Origin of the sequence: Serratia sp. 1D1416 (genome assembly GCF_003641105.1) — a bacterium.
GTDB lineage: Bacteria > Pseudomonadota > Gammaproteobacteria > Enterobacterales > Enterobacteriaceae > Serratia > Serratia ficaria.
In genome coordinates this window covers 2473873-2493374 of the sequence record NZ_CP032738.1, presented here as the reverse complement: position 1 = coordinate 2493374, position 19502 = coordinate 2473873, and the positions used below count along the sequence as shown (strand labels likewise).

Here is a 19502-nt window from a genome sequence, read left to right as displayed (position 1 = left end):
TCCCGACCGCCCCCCCTCAGAAACAACCAGGGCGCAGCAAGCTGCGCCCTGGCATCGTCAATACCGCAACGCGGCCTTAGCTGCGCACCAGATCATCGCCGTAGCCAATCCACTTGTAGGTGGTCAGCGCGTCCAGGCCCATCGGCCCGCGGGCGTGCAGCTTCTGGGTGCTCACCGCCACTTCGGCGCCCAGGCCGAACTGGCCGCCGTCGGTGAAGCGGGTGCTGGCGTTCACGTACACCGCCGAGGAGTCCACCGCACGCACGAAGTGCTCGGCGCTGCCCAGCGAGCGGGTGAGGATCGCGTCGGAGTGGCTGGTGCCGTGGGTGCGGATATGGTCGATGGCCTGATCGATGTCATCCACCAGCAACACGTTCAGATCCAGCGAAAGCCATTCGTCGTCATAATCTTCCGCGTTCACCGGCACGACCGTCGCCGGGCCATCTTGCAGCAGCGGCAAGGCGTTCTCGGCCGCGTGCAGCGTCACGCCCGCCGCCGCCATGCGCGCACTCAGCGCCGGCAGAAACTCGGCGGCGATGCTGCGGTTCACCAGCAGCGTTTCCAGCGAGTTGCAGGCGCTTGGGCGCTGTATTTTGGCGTTGTCGATCACCGTCAGCGCCTTGTCGAAATCGACGCTGTCGTCCACGTAGGTATGGCAAACGCCGATGCCGCCGGTGATCACCGGAATGGTCGACTGTTCGCGGCACAGCTTGTGCAGGCCGGCGCCACCGCGCGGGATCAGCATGTCGACGTAACGGTCCAGCCGCAGCAGTTCGTTCACCAGCGCGCGGTCCGGGCTGTCGATCGCCTGCACCGCCGCCGCCGGCAGGCCGCACTGTTCCAGCGCCTGCTGGATCACTTTCACCGTCGCCTGGTTGGTGTGGTGGGTTTCTTTACCGCCGCGCAGGATCACCGCGTTGCCGGTCTTCAGGCACAGGCTGGCGACGTCGATGGTGACGTTCGGCCGCGCCTCGTAAATCACCCCGATCACCCCGAGCGGCACCCGGCGGCGTTCCAGCTTCAGCCCGCTGTCCAGCAGGCTGCCGTCCAATACGTGGCCGACCGGGTCGTTCAGGCGGCACACCTGGCGCACGTCGTTGGCGATCGCCGCCAGCCGCGCCGGGGTCAGCAACAGGCGATCGAGCAGCGCCTCGCTCATGCCGGTGGCGCGCGCCTGCGCCATGTCCCGTTCGTTAGCCAGCAGGATAGCTTCGCCGTTGGCTTCCAGCATGTCGGCCATCACCGACAGCACCTGGTTTTTCTTCGCCGTGCTCAGCACCGCCAGTTGCCAGGAGGCCTGCTTGGCGGCCTTCCCCATCTGCTCGAGCATGCTCACTCCTTAACTGACAATCATGTCGTCGCGGTGGACTGCCACCGGACCGTATTCGTAACCGAGGATCTCGCTGATTTCCTGCGAGTGGTGCCCGGCGATAATGCGCATCGCGTCGCTGTTATAACGGCTGACGCCGTGCGCCAGATCACGCCCCGCCAGGTTGCGGATGCGGATCACTTCGCCGCGCGAAAAGTCGCCCTTCACTTCGCGGATGCCCTTCGGCAGCAGCGAGCTGCCGCGCGCCATCATCGCCTCCACCGCGCCGTCGTCGACGGTGATCTCACCGGCCGGCGGCGCGCCGAAGATCCAGCGCTTGCGGTTTTCCAGCGGGGTTTCCAGCGCGTGGAAGCGGGTACCCACCGGCTTGCCTTCAATCACGTCCGCCACGACTCCCGGCTTGCTGCCGGCGGCGATCACCACGTCGATGCCGGCGCGGCAGGCCACGTCGGCCGCCTGCAGCTTGGTGCCCATGCCGCCGGTGCCCAGGCCGGAAACGCTGTCGCCGGCGATGGCGCGCAGCGCGTCGTCGATGCCGTGCACTTCACGGATCAGCTCGGCCTGCGGGTTGTTGCGCGGATCGGCGGTGTACAGCCCCTGCTGGTCGGTCAGCAGCAGCAGCTTGTCGGCGCCGGCCAAAATGGCCGCCAGCGCCGACAGGTTGTCATTGTCGCCCACCTTGATTTCCGCGGTGGCGACGGCGTCGTTCTCATTGATTACCGGCACGATGCGGTTGTCCAGCAATGCCGTCATGGTGTCGCGCGCGTTGAGGAAGCGCTCGCGGTCTTCCAGATCGGCGCGCGTCAGCAGCATCTGCCCGACGTGAATGCCGTAAATGGAAAACAGCTGCTCCCACAGCTGGATCAACCGGCTCTGCCCAACCGCCGCCAGCAGCTGCTTGGAGGCGATGGTGGCGGGAAGCTCGGGGTAGCCCAGGTGCTCGCGGCCGGCGGCAATCGCGCCGGAGGTGACGATAACGATGCGGTGGCCCGCTGCATGCTGTTGTGCGCACTGGCGCACCAGTTCGACAATGTGGGCGCGGTTCAGGCGCAACGATCCGCCGGTCAACACGCTGGTGCCCAATTTCACAACCAATGTCTGGCTGCCGTTCATAGTATTTCTGCCGTGTAGATGAGAATGAGAGTGCAAAGGACTTTGTAACAGGAGAGACGCGTTATGCCAACAGGCACAACGCGAAATCAGCACAATACTGTGGTCAAACGGGGTCAGGCGGAGAGTTTGATCAGTTTTTCTTTGAAATCGGCGGCGGGTTCCAGCGCCAGTTCCATGGTCGCCAGCAGCTCGCCCAGGCGGCGATGGAAATCGCGCAGCGTGGTTTCCAGCTTGGTTTTTACTTCAGCATCCTTAATCTTTTCCGCCGTCCACTGCCCTTCTTTATCGAACAGGCCGAACTGGTAGGAATAGGTAAAGCGCGCATCGTCCGCCTGCAGCTCCATCCACCAGCCCCAGAACTCGCGCTTCTCCGGCGCAGGCTTTACATTGACGCAGACGGCTAAACAATCAAAGAAAAACCGGTCGTTTTCACATTGCCCTTCACGCAGGTACGGCCCCAAGCTGGCGAAACGTTTCATTAGTCGGCTTTTAGGGTGACCACTCGGTAACGTCATTCTCTAACCTCCTCAATGTAGACCACTCTTTTTAACAAACTGTTAAAATTTAGCAACTAATTAACGCATTTTATCTTTTAGCCAACTGGACATCTGCAGCAACGCCTTGTGGAAACCGTCGTAAACCGGCGTGCGCGGAATGGCCAGCAGCTTGCCGCGCAGCGAGGAAGAGGCGATCAGTTGCGATTCCTCTTTCGGGCTGAGCGGATCGCGCTCCCAGTAGCCGGAAAGCATCGGCGTCGGGCAGCGGCGGCCCAGCAGGCCCTGGGTTTTCAGCGAGTAGCTGTTCAGCTCCACCTTCAGCACGTTGTCCGAGGCGTTGGCCATCCCCATCCGGCTGGCCAGCACGTCCATATACATGTCCGGCACGTTCTTCTGGATGCCGCCGTCGCACAGCAGGCGATGCACCACCGGCCCCAGGCAGGCCACGCCGCGCAGCCGCTGCGGCTCCAGGTAGGCCAGCCGCACCGCCACGTTGGCGCCGAAGCGGAAGCCGAAGGCGGTGACCCGCTGATGGTCCACCCAGGCCACCGAAGCCAGCTGAATCAGCACCTGCTGGTGCAGGTAGCTGGAGTCCTGCGTCAGCTTCCATTTGCAGGAGGATCCGATCGACGGCATGTCGAGGGCCAGCATGGCGATGCCGTGCGGCGCCAGATATTCGCGGAACAGGCGGTGATAGTCGGTCTGCAGGGTGTCCAGGCTGCCGCACATCAGCACCGTCGGGAACGGCGCTTCGCCCCTGGCCGGCAGGTGCAGAAAGCCGGTGACGCTGCCGCCGCCCTCGATGCGGAACTCCAGCTCTTTCAGCTGATACGGCAACAGCAGCGCCGCTTCTTCATAGGCGCGGTTGGCCAGCATTTCCGCCTGCTCGGCCAGCTCGTCGCCCTTCAGGTGCGGGTAGCCGGCGATGCTGTAGAAGTTGACCGCCTTCAGCCAATACTGGCCGCCGATCAGCGGGTCCTGCTGCTCCAGCGCGCGTTGCTGCCACTGCATGCCCTGGTGAACCCACTCGTAGATCCAGTTGCCGTTGCGGTAACCCACCACGGTATCGAGGTGCTGCGGCTTGCTGCGTTCGGCGTCCGAGGCGGCGATGCGCGCCAGCACCTCGTTGATTTCGATCGGATCGACGCCGCGCCAGGCCCACAGCAGCGGGTTCAGCATGCGGTACCAGTTGCCGGTGGTGTCGCCTTCCAGCGCGGAATGCAGATCGGCGCTCACTTTATTGCGCGCGCGCAGCACCAGCGTCGAGGTTTCGGGGTGTTTGAATGAGGGTTTGAACAGGATTTCAGAAAGGTTGGCCTGTGCCATGGTAACAACAGCCTCCGTAAATCTGGCCGTAGGCCGCAAACAGCCTACTTAACTGGAGGTAGTGTACCTAACTCTGTCTCAAGAAACCAAAATAACGAAAACGCCCGGCATAACCGGGCGTTTTACGGGAGCGAGCCGGGATTAACGGCCGCCGATCGGCGGCACGAAGGTCACCGCCATATCCCACGGCTGTTCGATCCAGGTGTCCTGCGGGATGTCGACCACGTAGTCGTCCACCAGCGGGCGGCCCGCCGGCTTGGCGAAGATGGTGACGAAGTGGGCTCTCGGGTACATCTCGCGGATCGCTTTCGCGGTGCCGCCGGTATCCACCAGGTCGTCCACCACGATGAAGCCTTCACCGTCGCCTTCGGCGCGCTTGAGCACCTTCATTTCGCGTTGGTTGTCATGGTCATAGCTGGAAATGCAGACGGTATCCACGTGGCGGATGCCCAGTTCGCGCGCCAGCAGGGCCGCCGGCACCAGGCCGCCGCGGCTAACGGCAATAATGCCCGTCCATTGGTCAGCAGGCAGCAGGCGATGCGCCAGCTTGCGCGCTTGCATTTGCAACATGTCCCAGGTAACAACGTATTTTTCGCTCATAGAATGGTGTCCCAGCCAGCAGTGATGTGGCTTACTCAGTAGTCAGGGGAAAAAAGGTTGCGCGAGATTATAGAGACTGGCCGCGCCGAATACCAGTTGTACCGAGGAAATCATAAGTATTTCCTCTGGCGCGGATACTGGTGATTGATGCTGGCAAAGTGAACAAGTTCGCGGCAAAGCCGTGTGATCAAGCGCTTAAACCGCACAATAGGGTGCGCGCACCCGCTGAAATAAAGTGATATTCTCTGGGGATCGTGCCGCCGCGCACAGATGCCCACTTACCCTAACCGCACGGTATTGCCGCCCCGCCGGACATGCCGTTACAGGAGACTTATAGTGTCTGAATTGTCTCAACTTTCGCCACAGCCGCTGTGGGATATTTTTGCCAAGATCTGCTCTATTCCGCACCCTTCTTATCATGAAGAAGCGCTGGCGCAGCACATCCTCGACTGGGCGAAAGAGAAAAACCTGCACGCCGAGCGCGACCAGGTCGGCAACATCCTGCTGCGCAAGCCCGCCACCAAAGGCATGGAAAACCGCAAGCCGGTCGCCCTGCAGGCGCACCTGGACATGGTGCCGCAGAAGAATAACGACACCCTGCACGACTTCACCAAGGATCCGATCCAGCCGTACGTCGCCGGCGAGTGGATCAAGGCGCGCGGCACTACCCTGGGCGCCGACAACGGCATCGGCATGGCGTCCGCGCTGGCGGTGCTGGCCGACGACAGCGTCGAGCACGGCCCGCTGGAAGTGCTGCTGACCATGACCGAAGAAGCCGGCATGGACGGCGCGTTCGGCCTGCAACCCAACTGGCTGCAGGCAGACATTCTGATCAACACCGATTCCGAAGAGGAAGGCGAAATCTACATGGGTTGCGCCGGCGGTATTGACTTCATCACCACCCTGCCGTTGCAGCGCGAAGCGGTGCCGGCCGGTTACCAAACCCTGAAGCTGACCCTGAAAGGCCTGAAGGGCGGCCACTCCGGCGCGGAAATCCACGTCGGCCTGGGCAACGCCAACAAGCTGTTGGCGCGCTTCCTGTTCGCCCATGCCAACGCACTGAAACTGCGCGTGCTGGATCTGAACGGCGGCACCCTGCGCAACGCCATCCCGCGTGAGGCTTCGGCGATCGTCGCCGTGCCGGCCGATCAGGCCGACGCGCTGAAAGCGCTGGGCCAGGAATACCTGGCGACCCTGCAGAACGAGCTCGCCGCCAAAGAGAAGAACATCACCGTATTGCTGGAGCCGTCCGACAGCAGCGCGCAGGCGCTGACCGCCGACAGCCAGCAGCGTTTCCTGGCGCTGCTGAACGGCACGCCGAACGGCGTGATCCGCATGAGCGACGCGGTGAAAGGCGTGGTGGAGACCTCGCTGAACGTCGGCGTGGTCACCACCAGCGAGAACGAAGCGGAAATCATCTGCCTGATCCGTTCGCTGATCGACAGCGGCAAAGACTACGTGGTCGAGATGCTGACCGCGCTGGGCCAGCTGGCCGGCGCCAAGGTGGCGCCGAAGGGCGGCTACCCGGGCTGGCAGCCGGACGCGGCCTCGCCGGTCATGAAGCTGGTGCGCGAGCTTTACCAGGACCTGTTCGACAAGACGCCGAACATCATGGTGATCCACGCCGGCCTGGAATGCGGGCTGTTCAAGAAGCCGTACCCGAACATGGACATGGTGTCGATCGGCCCAACCATCACCGGCCCGCACTCGCCGGATGAGCAGGTGCATATCGAAAGCGTCGGCCTGTACTGGAAGCTGCTGACCGCACTGCTGAAAGCGATCCCTGAACGCGCCTGACCGCCGCGTTTAACCGCATCAGGCCGGCTTTCGCCGGCCTTTTTCATTCCCACGGCAGCAGCAGCTGCCGCTCCAGCTGCGGATCCAGCAGCGTCACGTGCAGCCCCACCAGCCGCACGCCGCGCCCTTCCCGCCGCTCGCGCCACGCCTGCCGCGCCACCTCCAGCAGATCCTGCCGATTCAGCACCGGGAATACGTGCTCCTGGGTGGTTTGCTGAAAATCCTGAAACTTCAGCTTCACCCCTTGGCGGGCGATATGCAGATCCGGCTTCACCTTGCGCAGCCGCAGCTCCAGTTCGGGGTAGAGCTTATCGACAATCAGCGCCTCGCAGTCTTCCCAGTCGTGGATGTCTTCCGCCAGCGTGCGCTCCACCCCTACCGACTTACGCAGCCGCTCCGAGGAAACCTCGCGCAGGTCAATGCCCTGGCAGCGCTCCCACAGCACCCGGCCAAACTTGCCGAAGCGCTTGAGCAACAGCGCCAGATCGTACTGCTGCACGTCGGCGCAGGTGGTTAACCCCACCTCTTCCAGCCGCTTGGCGGTCACCTTGCCGACGCCGGGGATCTTGCTCAGCCGCAGCTGCTGCAAAAACGCCGGCACCTGCGCCGGCGTGATCACATACTGCCCGTTCGGCTTGTTCAGCTCGGAGGCGATCTTGGCGAGGAATTTGATTGGCGCGATGCCGGCCGAGGCGGTGAGGTTCAGTTCATCGGCGATCGCCTGGCGAATTTCCTGGGCGATCAAGGTTGCCGATCCGTTGCACTGGGGGCTGTCGGTAACGTCCAGATAGGCCTCGTCCAACGACAGCGGCTCGATCAGCGGGGTGTAGCGGGCGAAGATCTCGCGGATATGCAGCGAGGCTTCCTTGTAGGCCGCCATGCGGCCCGGCAGCAGGGTGAGATGCGGGCACAGTTTGAGCGCCATCGCCGTCGACATCGCGCTGTGCACGCCGTAGCGGCGCGCCGGGTAGTTGGCGGTGCTGATCACCCCGCGCCGATCGGCGCTGCCGCCAATCGCCAACGGAATATCGCGCAGGCTGGGATCGTCGCGCATTTCCACCGCGGCGAAGAAGCAGTCCATATCGACATGAATGATTTTACGCATCGCACCCTCCAACAATACTGTATAAGTATACAGCCAGTTATTGAAAGCTCAAGGCTCGGTTGGCTCGGGGAAAACGGCGTTTTCGCCAGATATTTTCGCGTTGTTAAAAAAGCTTAATTTTTCAATAGTATGATTTCCGCAGCTTCGCCATTCGCTTCCTCATAAAGGTATCCCGCATGATCAGGTTTTCCCGTTTGCTGTTGGCCTCCGCGCTGTCGCTCTGCGCGCTGGCCGCAGGCGCCGCTGCCGGCCATGCGCCGGCGATTGTCGCCCACCGCGGCGGCACCGCCGATGCGCCGGAAAATACCCGCATCGCCATTGAAACCGCGCTGAAAAACGGCGCCGACGCCGTCTGGATCACCCTGCAGCAGTCCAAAGACGGCGCCATCGTGCTGTACCGCCCATCGGATCTGCAGGCGTTGACCAACCAACGGGGGCCGGTCTCCGCCTACAGCGCCGAGCAGCTGGCCAGGGCCGACGCCGGCTGGTCGTTCGCCAAAGGCGAGGCTCATCCGTTCCGCGGCCAGGGCATCGGCATCCCGCGGCTGGACGAGGTACTGAAGGCCTTCCCGCGCGTCACCTTCTATCTGGACATCAAATCGCCGGACGCCGATCCGGCGCGGTTCGGCAAAGCGCTGCTGGCGACGCTGCAGGAGACCGACAGCCTGAACCGTACCCGCGTCTACTCCACCGACGCCCGCTACCTGCAGGCGCTGCCGCCGCAGATCAAACGCTTCGAGAGCCGCGACCATACCCGCAGCCTGCTGGCCAATATCACTATGGCGCACCAGTGCGACGTTAAGCCGGGCGCCCCGCAGCCGCGTTGGTACGGGCTGGAGCTGAAGCGCGAAGTGGAGGTTGTGGAGAAATACACCCTGGGCGAGGGGCGCTCCAGGGCGTTCCTGACATGGGATAAGGAATCGATGGACTGCTTCCGTTCGCAAGGCCCGGCGCACATCATTCTGTTCGGCGTCAATTCGCCGCAGGAGTACCAGCAGGCGCTGGCGCTGGGGGCAGATGGGGTGATGGTCAACTCGCCGGCCGAGGCGAAAAGCTTCCGCAAGGCGAAATAAACCACCGGCTAACGGCATAAGGCGGTTCGACAAATCATCCTTATGCCTGCCTGGCTTTCAACGTCCGTTAGTGAGCAGGAACCACCTGGATGATGCCATTTTCATTGCGCACACTAAACCCAGCCCCGAATAGCCGGGCGGCAGGTTCAATGCCTTTACTTCGTTTTTCCCGCGACAACAGCGTCACCGAAACCCCGTAAGACCTCCCGCCCTCGAATTTATAGTTAAAATCAGGAATGCATTTATCCGATGTTACCGCGGGCATCTCGTTATCAATGAAATTCTTGCCAAAGATAGCGTTGGCGTTGCCGAGTTCCTCGATAATAATGCCTGATAGCCGCTCATCGCCTTCAGGTTGAACCCGCACACAGACTTGATTATCAAAGGCAGTGACGTCGGCCGTGTAGTTCCTGGGCCTAGGATCGTTTATGTGCATGCAGCCGGAAAGCAACAAAGTCAGAGTTCCTGAGAAAATAATGCGGTTCATCCTGTTACCTCTGCTTAAGAAACTGAGAAAGCGTGCGCTCGTATTTGCCGATTATATTTTTATCCGTCACGCCCTGAAAATTCACGCCATTGTTAATCGTACCCAGCCAGATTTTCATGTGCCTTTCGGCAAGGCCCAATAAAAAACCCGACCTCGGCCGGGTTTTCGCTACAGAATGCGGTGCTTGTCCAGTTGCTCTCGCCGCAGCGCCTCTTTGGCTTGGCGCTTCTTGCGCGCGTCGCAGGGTTCCGGGCAGTCGCATACCTTGTCCATCCCCAGCGCGGTGATGCCGCCGCAGCTGCCCTGCAGGCTCTTGCGTTTAAACACGTAGCCCAGCGACATGCCGCCGATAATCAGCAGAAACAACACGAAGGTGGCGACAAATACCGTCAGCATAGCGGCCTCACGAACTCTTTTTCAGATAAGGCTTGAAGGCGTCGGAATAGCGCTCTTCAAAGCCGTCGGCGGTTTTCACAATCATGAATACCGGGATCCCCAGCAGGTTGGCCAATGCCATGCCGCGCTCCGGCCCCAGCACGTTCAGCCCGGTGGACAGGCCGTCGGCGGTCATGCAGGTTGGGCTGAGCACGGTGATCGACACCAGCCGATGATGGATCGGCCGGCCGCTGATCGGATCGATAGTGTGCGAGTAGCGCACGCCGTCCTGCTCGAAGTAATTGCGGTAATCCCCCGAAGTGGCGATCGACATTTCGCCCGGCTGGATCACCAATTGCGCCTGTTGCCGCGCGCCGGCGGTCGGCCGCTCGATGGCGATGCGCCAGGGTTTTCGCTCGCCGTTATGCCCGCGGGTGCGCACCTCGCCGCCGATATCCACCATGTAGTTTTTGACCTGCCGCGACTGCAGATAGCCGGCAATCACGTCCACGCCGTAGCCTTTGGCAATCGACGAGAGATCGACATACAGCTCGGGAATGCGCTTCACCAGCGCATCGCCCTGCACCGCCAGCTTATCCGCGCCGGTCCAGGCGCGGCGCCGCTCCAGTTCGGCGGCGCTCGGCACTTTGTCCGGCCGCCCTTCCGGGCCGAAGCCCCACAGGTTGACCAGCGGCCCGACGGTCACGTCCAGCGCGCCGTCGGTCACCCGATTGATGCGCAGCGCCTCCAGCACCACCTCGGCGGTGGCCGGCGAAACCGGGAAAGGCTTATCCACCGCGCGGCTGGCGTTGAAGCGGCTCAGCTCGGAATCCGGCCGGTAGGTGGACATCCGATCGTTCACCTGCTCCAGCCGCTTGTCGATCTCCGCCTGCATCTCCCGCGCCGGCGGCGTGCCGTCGCCGGTCACGTAGCGGATCGAATACGCGGTGCCCATGGTTTTGCCTTCCAGGTTCACCTGCTCCGGCCCGCAGCCGGTCAGCAGCAGGGTGGCGCCCAGCGCCACCGTGGTCAGCCAAGCTTTCATCGCCAATGCGCGCATTTAGCCACCAAAGTCATCCAGCATGATGTTTTCGTCCTCGACGCCCAGATCTTTCAGCATCTTGATCACCGCGGCGTTCATCATCGGCGGCCCGCACATATAGAACTCGCAGTCCTCAGGCGCCGGATGGTTGCGCAGATAGTTCTCCAGCAGAACATTATGGATAAAGCCGGTGTAACCGGTCCAGTTATCCTCGGGCTGCGGATCGGACAGCGCCACGTGCCAGGTGAAGTTTTCATTCTCCGCCTGCAGCTGGTTGAAGTCATCCTCGTAGAACATTTCACGCAGCGAACGCGCGCCGTACCAGAAGGTGATCTTGCGCTTCGAGTTCAGGCGCTTCAGCTGATCGAAGATGTGCGAACGCATCGGCGCCATGCCCGCGCCGCCGCCGATGAAGATCATTTCGGCATCGGTGTCCTTGGCGAAGAACTCGCCGAACGGCCCGGAGATGGTCACCTTGTCGCCGGCCTTCAGCGACCAGATGTACGAAGACATGATGCCCGGCGGCACGTCCGGATTGTTCGGCGGCGGCGTGGCGATGCGCACGTTGAGCATGATGATGCCCTTTTCGTCCGGGTAGTTGGCCATCGAGTAGGCGCGCACCGTGGTGTCGGCAACCGTCGAGCGGTAGCGGAACAGGTTGAACCTGTCCCAGTCGCCGCGGTACTCCTGCGGCACCTCGAAGTCGGCGTAGCGGACGTCGTGGGCCGGCGCTTCGATCTGGATAAACCCGCCGGCGCGGAACGGCACGTCTTCGCCGTCGGGGATTTTCAGCTTCAGCTCTTTGATAAAGGTGGCTTTGTTATCGTTGGAGATAACCTCGCACTCCCACTTCTTCACGCCGAAGATCTCTTCCGGCAGCTCGATTTTCAGGTTCTGCTTCACGTTCACCTGGCAGGCCAGGCGGCAGCCCTCTTTCGCTTCGCGCTTGTTGATGTGCGAAAGCTCGGTCGGCAGGATGTCGCCGCCGCCCTCTTTGATCACTACCCGGCACTGGCCGCAGGAGCCGCCGCCGCCGCAGGCCGAGGACACGAAGATCCCCTGGCTGGAGAGCATGTTGAGCAGCTTGTCGCCCGCCGGCGCGCTGAAGCTTTTATCCAGATCGCCGTTGATTTCCACCGCGATGTCGCCGGTGTTCACCAGCTTCGATTTGGCGAATAAAATCAGCAATACCAGCACCATCACGATGCCGGTAAACATGGCCACGCCTAAAATGATTTCCATAAATTCTTCCCGCCTTTACAACTGAACACCGGAGAAGGACATAAAGCCCAGCGCCATCAGCCCGGTGGTGATAAAGGTAATGCCCAGGCCGCGCAACCCTGCGGGGACATTGGCATACTTGAGTTTTTCGCGGATCCCCGCCATGGCGACAATCGCCAGCATCCAGCCGGTGCCGGAGCCGAAGCCGTACACCACCGATTCGGCGAAGTTGTAGTCGCGCTGCACCATAAAGGACACGCCGCCGAAGATGGCGCAGTTCACGGTGATCAGCGGCAGGAAGATGCCGAGCGCGTTGTACAACGACGGGAAGAAGCGATCGAGGATCATCTCCAGGATCTGCACCAGCGCCGCAATCACGCCGATGAAGGTGATGAAGTTGAGGAAGCTCAGATCGACGCCTTCCACCAGCGCGCCGTCGCGCAGCACCAGGTTGTAGACCAGGTTGTTGACCGGCACCGAGATGCCGAGCACCAGGGTGACCGCCACGCCCAGGCCAAAGGCGGTCGACACCTTCTTCGACACCGCCAGGAAGGTGCACATGCCGAGGAAGAACGCCAGCGCCATGTTCTCAACGAACACCGCGCGCACAAACAGGCTGATATAGTGTTCCATCCGCCATTACTCCTTTTCGATCTGTGCGGGCTTCAGGGTGCGCAGCACCCAGATCAGCAGGCCGATGATAAAGAACGCGCTCGGCGCCAGCAGGAACAGGCCGTTCGGCTGATACCAGCCGCCGTTCTGCACCGTCTCCAGCACCGGAATGCCGAACAGCTTGCCGGAGCCGATCAGCTCGCGCAGGAAACCCACCAGCACCAGGATCACGCCATAGCCCAGCCCGTTGCCGATGCCGTCCATAAAGCTTTCGATCGGCGGCGACTTCATGGCGTAAGCCTCGGCGCGCCCCATCACGATGCAGTTGGTGATGATCAGGCCGACGAACACCGACAGCTGCTTGGAAATCTCGAACGCGTAGGCGCGCAGCACCTGGTCCACCACGATCACCAACGAGGCGATGATCGCCATCTGCACGATGATGCGCACGCTGTTCGGAATGTGGTGGCGGATCAGCGAGATGAAGAAGCTGGAGAACGCCGTCACCAGCGTCACCGCGATGGTCATCACCACCGCCGTTTCCAGCTTGGTGGTCACCGCCAGCGCCGAACAGACGCCCAACACCTGCAGCGCGATCGGGTTGTTGTCGAACAGCGGCCCCAGCAGGACCCGCTTAATTTCTTGGGAATCAGCCATTTTTCAGCGCTCCTTCACGAACTTTTTTCAGGAACGGGCCAAAGCCGTGCTCGCCCAACCAGAAATCAAAAGTATGCTGCACGCCGTTGGAGGTCAGCGTGGCGCCGGACAGCCCGTCCACCCCATGCTCATCCCCCGGGCGCGCCCCGCCTTTCACTACGCGGATCGCCGGTTGCCCATCGGCGTCGAACAGCTTTTTGCCGACCCACTGCTGGCGCCAGCCGGGGTTCTCGACCTCACCGCCCAGCCCCGGGGTCTCACCCTGGTCGTAGTAGGTGATGCCTTTTACCGTATTGCCGTCGCTGTCCAACGCCACGAAGGCGTACATCATCGACCACAGGCCGGTGCCGTAAACCGGCAGTACGATCTTGCTCACCGCACCGCCTTCGTCGCGCACCAGGTAGATTTCCGCCTGGTTGCTGCGGCGCTTGATGCCGGCCGGATCGTCGCTCGCCGCCAGCGCCGCGCTCTTGCCGTCGTCGCGCAGCGCGGCCGCCAGATCGAACGCCGCCGCCTTGCCGGCCACAAACTCGCCGCTGTTCAAATCCAGCAGGCGCGGTTCGATGCGCTGGCTGAACAGGCTCTTCACCTGCTCGCCTTCCATTTTCGGCTGCAGCAGGCCGGCCACGTCGAGGATATTGCGCTGCTTGTCGAGCAGCTTCTGCTCCTGCTGTTTGGACTTCAGGCCGACGGCGGAACCCGCCACCACCACCGAACACACCAGACACAGCAGCAGCACCACCAGCAATGTTTTGCCGATGCCGTCGTTTTTAGATTCATTCGCCACGGGCTTTTCTCCGCTTGATGTTGGCCTGCACCACCAGGTAATCGAACAGCGGCGCGAACAGGTTGGCGAACAGGATCGCCAGCATCATGCCTTCCGGGTAGGCCGGGTTGACCACTCGGATCAGCACGCACATCACGCCGATCAGAATGCCGTACCACCATTTCCCCTTATTGGTGAACGAGGCGGAAACCGGGTCGGTCGCCATAAAGATCATGCCGAAGGCGAAGCCGCCCAACACCAGGTGCCAGTACCACGGCATGGCGAACATCGGGTTGGTGGCGGAGCCGATGGCGTTGAACAACATGGCCGAGGCCACCATGCCGAGCATCACGCCGGCGACGATGCGCCAGGAAGCCACGCGGCCGAACAGGATAATCGCCCCGCCGATCAGGATCATCAGCGTGGAGACTTCACCTACCGAGCCGGGAATGTTGCCGAGGAAGGCGTCCATCCAGCCGATCGACTGCCCGGTGGCGACGTTGCTCAGGCTGTGCGCCCCGCCCGCGCTCCACTGCGCCAACGGCGTCGCGCCGGAGAAGCCGTCGGCGGCGGTCCACACCAGATCGCCGGAGATCTGCGCCGGGTAGGCGAAGAACAGGAAGGCGCGGCCGGCCAGCGCCGGGTTGAGGAAGTTGCGCCCGGTGCCGCCGAAGATCTCCTTGGCCACCACCACGCCGAAGGTGATGCCCAGCGCGGCCTGCCACAGCGGCAGGGTCGGCGGTACGATCAGCGCGAACAGGATCGAGGTGACGAAGAAGCCTTCGTTGATCTCATGCTTGCGGATAACCGCGAACAGCACCTCCCAGAAGCCGCCGACGATAAACACCACCGCGTAGATCGGCAGGAAGTAGCAGGCGCCGAGCACCATTTTGCTGATCCAGCCGGCGTCCGCCGCCAGCGAGGCGCCCAGCCACTGCGCCAGGCGATAGTGCCAGTCGCCCGCCAATGCCTGCTGCAGCTGATCGCCGCCGTACAGGTGATGCAGCGCCGGGATCGCCTGCTGGCCGACGTTGTACATGCCCCAGAACATCGCCGGGAATACCGCCAGCCACACCAGGATCATCATGCGTTTCAGGTCGATGGCGTCGCGCACGTGCGAAGCGCCGCGCGTCACCGTGCCGGGGGTGTAGAACACCGTGGTGGTCGCTTCGTACAGCGGGTACCACTTTTCCAGCTTGCCGCCCGGCGTGAAGTGATGCTCAATCTTCTCAAAAAAATTCTTCAGGCCCATCGGTTATCCTTCCTGCTCAATCTTGGTCAGCACGTCGCGCAGCACCGGCGCGTACTCATACTTGCCGGGGCAAACGAAGGTGCACAGCGCCAGATCTTCCTCGTCCAGCTCCAGACAGCCCAACGCCTGGGCGCTGTCGCTGTCGCCCGCCAGCAGATCGCGCAGCAGCAGGGTCGGCAGGATATCCAGCGGCATCACCCGCTCGTAGTTGCCGATCGGCACCATCGCCCGCTCGCCGCCGTGGGTGGTGGTCGAAAAGGCGAACAGCTTGCGCTTCAGGAAGTGGCCCAACGTGGTGCGGGTAATGGAGAATTTGTTCGGCGAAGGCGCGATCCAGCCGAACAGCTCTTTCTCGCGCCCCTCTTCCAGCACCGAGACCTGCGAATGGAAGCGGCCAAGCCAGGCGTTTGGCCCGCTGGCCTGCACGCCGTTCAGCACCGAGCCGGAGATCACCCGGTTTTCGCCGGCCTTCAGCCGCCCGGCGGTCAGCTCATCGAGGCTGGCGCCCAAACGGGTGCGCAGCAACGCCGGCTGCGCCACCTGCGGCCCGGCCAACGCCACCACCCGACGGGTGTCGAGATTGCCGGTGGTGAACAGGGTGCCGATGGCGATCGCGTCCTGATAACCGATATGCCAGACGGTTTTCTTCAGGCTGACCGGTTCGAGGAAGTGAATGTGCGTGCCCACCAGCCCGGCGGGGTGCGGGCCGGCGAATTCGTTGTAGGTTATCTGGCCGCCGGACGATTGGCCCAGCTTGGCGCCGGCGGCGTGGCAGACGTGCACCTTGCCGTCGGTCAGGCGCGCCAGCACCGCCAGCCCGGCGTTAAACGCCGCCTGCCGTTCGGCGATGATCACCTGCGGATCGGCGGCCAGCGGCTGGGTGTCCATGGCGGTGACGAAAATGGCGCGCGGCGTGCTGCCGGGGCGCGGCGTTTTGCTGAATGGCCGGGTGCGCAGCGCGGTCCACAGGCCGCTGGCGATCAGTTCGCTCTCCACCTGTTCACGCGGCAGCACCGCCAATTCGCCGACCGGATAATGCGCGAACGCCACTTGCTCGTCGCCGCCGTTTTCCAGCGCAATCACCACCGACTGCAGCACCCGGCGTTCGCCGCGGTTAATGGCGAGGATGCGGCCGCTGGCGGGAGCCGTGAAGAAAACCCCGGGGTTCTTTTTATCTTCGAACAGCGCCTGGCCTTTCTTAACGGTATCGCCTTCCTGCACCAGCATGGAGGGGCGCATTCCGACATACTCTTCCCCAAGCAGGGCGACATGCTGAATGTTTGGGCCGTCGTGGATCGCCTGAACCGGTGCGCCGGCGATTGGCAGATCTAACCCTTTTCTGATTTTAATCATAGGATTTATACGATGTTTTATGGTTTTACACGTCTCACCGGCCCCAGAGGCAGGTGCTGACGATGCCAGGATGATGAGGCGATGCGGACTGCCTCAGGGTTGAGCGCGCTGACAGTACGCCCAACGTGAACTCTCTCGCGCCGACAACATGGGGTAACGCGCATTCCCTTGATCCTCTCCCCGCTCCGTTGCCAACGTTGTTAACGACCTGCGGTAAAATAGCCATTAGAACAGCCGGGGTTTATTGAACCATCCCTGCGGCTTCAATCATCACGGCGCGTTAAATCGAAGCCGGAATATTAACATTTTTCGCAACATTGTTCTGCGCCGCGCAGTGACTTGGGTCAAGCAAACGCAATTAAATTTTGCCGGTTTTCCGCTACCTATCGTTAAAATCTGCCCGTCGATTCACTTTTATCGAGGTTTGTCGTTTTTTTATACATATCGCATATTGCTAAAAATAAACACGCTGGTAATCTGACGGTGTTTTGCAGCAGTAAAACAATAATCAGTGGCACGTTGGCCTGCATTCATTAAGCCAGCACATAAATATAAGCAGGAATAATAATGAGCAAAATCGCGCTGTTGTTTGCGATGCTTGTTTCCATGCCGATGATCACGGCCTGCAGCGCCAGCGAGCAGGTACCCGAGACGCCGGTAGTTAAACAGCAATTATTGGGTTCGCCGGTCTATATTCAGATCTTCAAAGAGGAACGCAGGTTGGAATTGTATGCCAAAATGGGCAACGAATTCCGTCTGGTCAACGCGTTCCCCATCTGTAATTTCTCCGGCGGCCTGGGCCCAAAACGCCGTGAAGGCGACTTTAAAAGTCCTGAAGGCTTTTATAGCGTCGACGCACGCCATCTGAAACCCGACAGCAAGTATTATCGGGCGATCAATATCGGTTTCCCAAATGATTATGACCGGTCGCAGGGTTATTCCGGCGCCTATCTGATGATCCACGGGGAATGTAAATCGATTGGTTGTTACGCCATGACCAACACCTATATGGACGAGATTTACCGCTACGTTGAAGCCGCATTCGCTTATGGCCAAAGCCGCGTCGACATCAGCATTTATCCGTTCCGCATGACCGAGCAGAACCTGAAGCGCCACGGCTCATCGAGCTATATCGCCTTCTGGCGCCAGCTGAAGCCGGGCTATGACTACTTCGCCAAAAACCATCAGCCGCCGATGGTGGGCGTGGCTAACGGCCAGTATGTGCTGGGGCAACCGCTGATGAGCAGCGGCCAGATGACGCAGTACGCGTCAGCCAGCCCGACGCCCAACACCAATCCCTTCGCCCAGAACAAGCCGCTCACCGAAGTGAAATAACGCGAACTCGCCTGGCTCGATTTTGTGCCAGGTTTCGTTGGCGGTCAGCGGCTGGGTGGCGATCACCGTGACCACATCGTTAGGCGTGGTCTGCCGCTGAAAATCAATCTCAACGTCCTGATCGAGCAGCGTGGCCTTGCCGAACGGCGCGCGGCGGGTGATCCAATACAGGTTGGTGGAGCAGTAGGCCATCACGAAGCGCCCGTCCGACAACAGCATATTAAATACCCCTTTCTTGCGCAGCTGATCCGCCAGCAGCCCGATATAGCGGAATACCGCCGGCCAATGGCTGGGGGTGCGCGGGTATTTCAGCGCCAGCTGATGCAGCAGCCAGCAGAAGGCGTATTCGCTGTCGGTCTGGCCGACCGGGCGGAAAGTGCCGGTTTCCAGCCGGCGATAGCCCTTGAGCTGGCCGTTGTGCGCGTAGGTCCAGTTGCGGCCCCACAGCTCGCGGGTAAAGGGGTGGGTGTTCTCCAGCGCCACTTCGCCGCGGTTGGCCTGGCGAATATGGGACACCACCGCGCAGGATTTTATCGGGTAGTCCTGCACCAGGCGGGCAATCGGCGAGTTGAAGCTCGGCTGCGGATCCTTGAACGTGCGGCAGCCGTTCCCTTCATAGAAGGTAATGCCCCAGCCATCCTTATGCGGCCCGGTGCGGCCGCCGCGCTGTACCAGCCCGGTAAAGCTGAAGCAAATATCGGTGGGTACGTTTGCGCTCATCCCGAGCAGTTCACACATCGCCAGCACTCCTTAACCACACTGACACCGTCTATCTGTACGGACGCGGCATAAGGCGCCCGGACTCTAATTAATGAGGGGCCGCGGCCCCCCGGAGGCCATTAAGCCTTAACCATCTCTTTTTCGATCAGTTGAATCAAGATGTGAATCGCTTTGATGTGGATTTCCTGAATGCGGTCGGCGTAGCCGAAGTGCGGCACGCGGATTTCCACGTCGGCGGAACCCGCCATCTTGCCGCCGTCTTTGCCGGTCAGGGTGATCACCTTCATCCCTTTGGCGCGCGCGGCTTCAATCGCCTTGATGATGTTGCCCGAGTTGCCGGAGGTGGAAATGCCCAGCAACACGTCGCCTTCACGGCCGACCGCTTCCACATAGCGTGAAAACACGTAGTCGTAACCGAAGTCGTTGCTGACGCAGGACAGGTGGCTAACGTCGGAAATCGCGATTGCCGGGTAGCCCGGGCGGTTTTCGCGGTAGCGGCCGGTCAGCTCTTCGGCGAAGTGCATCGCGTCGCAATGGGAACCGCCGTTGCCGCAGGAGATCACCTTCCCGCCGGCTTTAAAGGAGTCCGCCAGCAGGACGGCGGCGCGTTGAATGGCATCGATGTTGGCGTCGTCGCTGATAAATTTCGCCAGGGTATCGGCCGCTTCGTTCAGTTCACTGCGAATAAGGTCGTGGTACATGAGGAACCTCTTGTTATCGTCAATCTTCCGCTCCGCAGTGTACCGGATCGAGGAAAAACCGAGAAGCACTGTCCACCAAACAGCGCCGCGGTTGAGGGGCCGGTGAGGTTTTTGATGATTGGTGCTGTCGGTTTGTGACC

20 protein-coding genes are annotated in these 19502 nt (G+C 61.5%); 3 read left to right on the top strand and 17 right to left on the bottom strand.

What is annotated here, in order from left to right:
- Positions 1-76: 76 nt before the first annotated feature.
- The 5 genes from proA to gpt form a co-directional block, all read right to left on the bottom strand.
- A complete protein-coding gene (proA, locus tag D7I37_RS11790; protein WP_061796135.1) occupies positions 77-1330 on the bottom strand; it encodes a glutamate-5-semialdehyde dehydrogenase in 1254 nt (417 codons plus the stop codon).
- Between the two features lie 9 nt (positions 1331-1339).
- Positions 1340-2443 (bottom strand): glutamate 5-kinase, encoded by a 1104-nt coding sequence (proB, locus tag D7I37_RS11785; RefSeq protein WP_061796133.1) that lies wholly within the window; start codon positions 2441-2443, stop codon positions 1340-1342.
- Between the two features lie 113 nt (positions 2444-2556).
- Positions 2557-2958: a sigma factor-binding protein Crl gene (gene crl / locus D7I37_RS11780; RefSeq protein WP_061796132.1), complete on the bottom strand. Its 402-nt coding sequence runs from the start codon at positions 2956-2958 to the stop codon at positions 2557-2559.
- A 60-nt stretch (positions 2959-3018) separates the two neighbouring features.
- Positions 3019-4266 (bottom strand): esterase FrsA, encoded by a 1248-nt coding sequence (frsA, locus tag D7I37_RS11775; protein ID WP_129543710.1) that lies wholly within the window; start codon positions 4264-4266, stop codon positions 3019-3021.
- Positions 4267-4407: 141 nt separating this feature from the next.
- Complete coding sequence (gpt, locus tag D7I37_RS11770) at positions 4408-4866, bottom strand: xanthine phosphoribosyltransferase (protein WP_061796129.1); 459 nt, start codon at positions 4864-4866, stop codon at positions 4408-4410.
- Positions 4867-5202: 336 nt separating this feature from the next.
- Here gpt and pepD point away from each other — a divergent pair, with 336 nt between their 5' ends.
- On the top strand, positions 5203-6663 hold the full coding sequence (pepD, locus tag D7I37_RS11765) for a beta-Ala-His dipeptidase (RefSeq protein ID WP_095095911.1): 1461 nt from the start codon (positions 5203-5205) through the stop codon (positions 6661-6663).
- Positions 6664-6706: 43 nt separating this feature from the next.
- On the opposite strand, the gene dinB is transcribed toward pepD, so the two are convergent.
- Positions 6707-7768, bottom strand: coding sequence for a DNA polymerase IV (dinB, locus tag D7I37_RS11760; RefSeq protein WP_061796127.1), 1062 nt, complete (start codon positions 7766-7768; stop codon positions 6707-6709).
- Between the two features lie 176 nt (positions 7769-7944).
- Here dinB and D7I37_RS11755 point away from each other — a divergent pair, with 176 nt between their 5' ends.
- The gene (locus D7I37_RS11755; RefSeq protein WP_129543709.1) at positions 7945-8841 is read left to right on the top strand and encodes a glycerophosphodiester phosphodiesterase family protein; all 897 of its coding nucleotides are present in this window, start codon (positions 7945-7947) and stop codon (positions 8839-8841) included.
- Between the two features lie 67 nt (positions 8842-8908).
- Here the strand turns inward: D7I37_RS11755 and D7I37_RS11750 are convergent, their stop codons facing one another.
- The 9 genes from D7I37_RS11750 to D7I37_RS11705 form a co-directional block, all read right to left on the bottom strand.
- A complete protein-coding gene (locus D7I37_RS11750; RefSeq protein ID WP_129543708.1) occupies positions 8909-9328 on the bottom strand; it encodes a putative T6SS immunity periplasmic lipoprotein in 420 nt (139 codons plus the stop codon).
- Positions 9329-9496: 168 nt separating this feature from the next.
- Entirely contained in the window at positions 9497-9724 is a 228-nt protein-coding gene (nqrM, locus tag D7I37_RS11740) for a (Na+)-NQR maturation NqrM (RefSeq protein ID WP_129543707.1), read from the bottom strand.
- Between the two features lie 7 nt (positions 9725-9731).
- On the bottom strand, positions 9732-10763 hold the full coding sequence (locus tag D7I37_RS11735) for an FAD:protein FMN transferase (RefSeq protein WP_129543706.1): 1032 nt from the start codon (positions 10761-10763) through the stop codon (positions 9732-9734).
- Positions 10764-11987: an NADH:ubiquinone reductase (Na(+)-transporting) subunit F gene (gene nqrF, locus D7I37_RS11730; RefSeq protein ID WP_095095897.1), complete on the bottom strand. Its 1224-nt coding sequence runs from the start codon at positions 11985-11987 to the stop codon at positions 10764-10766. It lies immediately after the preceding gene.
- A 15-nt stretch (positions 11988-12002) separates the two neighbouring features.
- On the bottom strand, positions 12003-12599 hold the full coding sequence (nqrE, locus tag D7I37_RS11725; RefSeq protein WP_061796119.1) for an NADH:ubiquinone reductase (Na(+)-transporting) subunit E: 597 nt from the start codon (positions 12597-12599) through the stop codon (positions 12003-12005).
- A 6-nt stretch (positions 12600-12605) separates the two neighbouring features.
- Positions 12606-13235, bottom strand: coding sequence for an NADH:ubiquinone reductase (Na(+)-transporting) subunit D (locus D7I37_RS11720; RefSeq protein ID WP_061796117.1), 630 nt, complete (start codon positions 13233-13235; stop codon positions 12606-12608).
- A complete protein-coding gene (locus D7I37_RS11715; protein WP_061796116.1) occupies positions 13228-14022 on the bottom strand; it encodes a Na(+)-translocating NADH-quinone reductase subunit C in 795 nt (264 codons plus the stop codon). The genes D7I37_RS11720 and D7I37_RS11715 overlap by 8 nt, the downstream gene beginning before the upstream one ends.
- Entirely contained in the window at positions 14012-15253 is a 1242-nt protein-coding gene (locus D7I37_RS11710) for an NADH:ubiquinone reductase (Na(+)-transporting) subunit B (protein ID WP_061796115.1), read from the bottom strand. Before D7I37_RS11710 ends, D7I37_RS11715 begins: the two co-directional genes overlap by 11 nt.
- Positions 15254-15256: 3 nt before the next feature.
- A complete protein-coding gene (locus tag D7I37_RS11705) occupies positions 15257-16606 on the bottom strand; it encodes a Na(+)-translocating NADH-quinone reductase subunit A (RefSeq protein WP_061796114.1) in 1350 nt (449 codons plus the stop codon).
- Between the two features lie 567 nt (positions 16607-17173).
- Between D7I37_RS11705 and dpaA the strand changes: the two genes are divergently transcribed.
- Entirely contained in the window at positions 17174-17941 is a 768-nt protein-coding gene (gene dpaA / locus D7I37_RS11700) for a peptidoglycan meso-diaminopimelic acid protein amidase (RefSeq protein ID WP_061796112.1), read from the top strand.
- Here the strand turns inward: dpaA and D7I37_RS11695 are convergent.
- Positions 17876-18679: a class II glutamine amidotransferase gene (locus tag D7I37_RS11695; RefSeq protein WP_129543705.1), complete on the bottom strand. Its 804-nt coding sequence runs from the start codon at positions 18677-18679 to the stop codon at positions 17876-17878. The genes dpaA and D7I37_RS11695 overlap by 66 nt on opposite strands.
- 101 nt (positions 18680-18780) lie before the next feature.
- A complete protein-coding gene (gene lpcA / locus D7I37_RS11690) occupies positions 18781-19362 on the bottom strand; it encodes a D-sedoheptulose 7-phosphate isomerase (RefSeq protein WP_015671083.1) in 582 nt (193 codons plus the stop codon).
- Between the last annotated feature and the right edge of the window lie 140 nt (positions 19363-19502).

Bases quoted from the DNA above. Each gene is read 5' to 3' on its own strand.
- dpaA (WP_061796112.1), top strand. From the start codon at position 17,174: ATGAGCAAAATCGCGCTGTTGTTTGCGATGCTTGTTTCCATGCCGATG.
- D7I37_RS11720 (WP_061796117.1), bottom strand. From the start codon at position 13,235: ATGGCTGATTCCCAAGAAATTAAGCGGGTCCTGCTGGGGCCGCTGTTC.
- D7I37_RS11710 (WP_061796115.1), bottom strand. From the start codon at position 15,253: ATGGGCCTGAAGAATTTTTTTGAGAAGATTGAGCATCACTTCACGCCG.
- D7I37_RS11695 (WP_129543705.1), bottom strand. From the start codon at position 18,679: ATGTGTGAACTGCTCGGGATGAGCGCAAACGTACCCACCGATATTTGC.
- lpcA (WP_015671083.1), bottom strand. From the start codon at position 19,362: ATGTACCACGACCTTATTCGCAGTGAACTGAACGAAGCGGCCGATACC.
- dinB (WP_061796127.1), bottom strand. From the start codon at position 7,768: ATGCGTAAAATCATTCATGTCGATATGGACTGCTTCTTCGCCGCGGTG.
- frsA (WP_129543710.1), bottom strand. From the start codon at position 4,266: ATGGCACAGGCCAACCTTTCTGAAATCCTGTTCAAACCCTCATTCAAA.
- D7I37_RS11755 (WP_129543709.1), top strand. From the start codon at position 7,945: ATGATCAGGTTTTCCCGTTTGCTGTTGGCCTCCGCGCTGTCGCTCTGC.
- nqrF (WP_095095897.1), bottom strand. From the start codon at position 11,987: ATGGAAATCATTTTAGGCGTGGCCATGTTTACCGGCATCGTGATGGTG.
- D7I37_RS11750 (WP_129543708.1), bottom strand. From the start codon at position 9,328: ATGAACCGCATTATTTTCTCAGGAACTCTGACTTTGTTGCTTTCCGGC.
- D7I37_RS11735 (WP_129543706.1), bottom strand. From the start codon at position 10,763: ATGCGCGCATTGGCGATGAAAGCTTGGCTGACCACGGTGGCGCTGGGC.
- D7I37_RS11705 (WP_061796114.1), bottom strand. From the start codon at position 16,606: ATGATTAAAATCAGAAAAGGGTTAGATCTGCCAATCGCCGGCGCACCG.
- proA (WP_061796135.1), bottom strand. From the start codon at position 1,330: ATGCTCGAGCAGATGGGGAAGGCCGCCAAGCAGGCCTCCTGGCAACTG.
- nqrM (WP_129543707.1), bottom strand. From the start codon at position 9,724: ATGCTGACGGTATTTGTCGCCACCTTCGTGTTGTTTCTGCTGATTATC.
- crl (WP_061796132.1), bottom strand. From the start codon at position 2,958: ATGACGTTACCGAGTGGTCACCCTAAAAGCCGACTAATGAAACGTTTC.
- proB (WP_061796133.1), bottom strand. From the start codon at position 2,443: ATGAACGGCAGCCAGACATTGGTTGTGAAATTGGGCACCAGCGTGTTG.
- gpt (WP_061796129.1), bottom strand. From the start codon at position 4,866: ATGAGCGAAAAATACGTTGTTACCTGGGACATGTTGCAAATGCAAGCG.
- nqrE (WP_061796119.1), bottom strand. From the start codon at position 12,599: ATGGAACACTATATCAGCCTGTTTGTGCGCGCGGTGTTCGTTGAGAAC.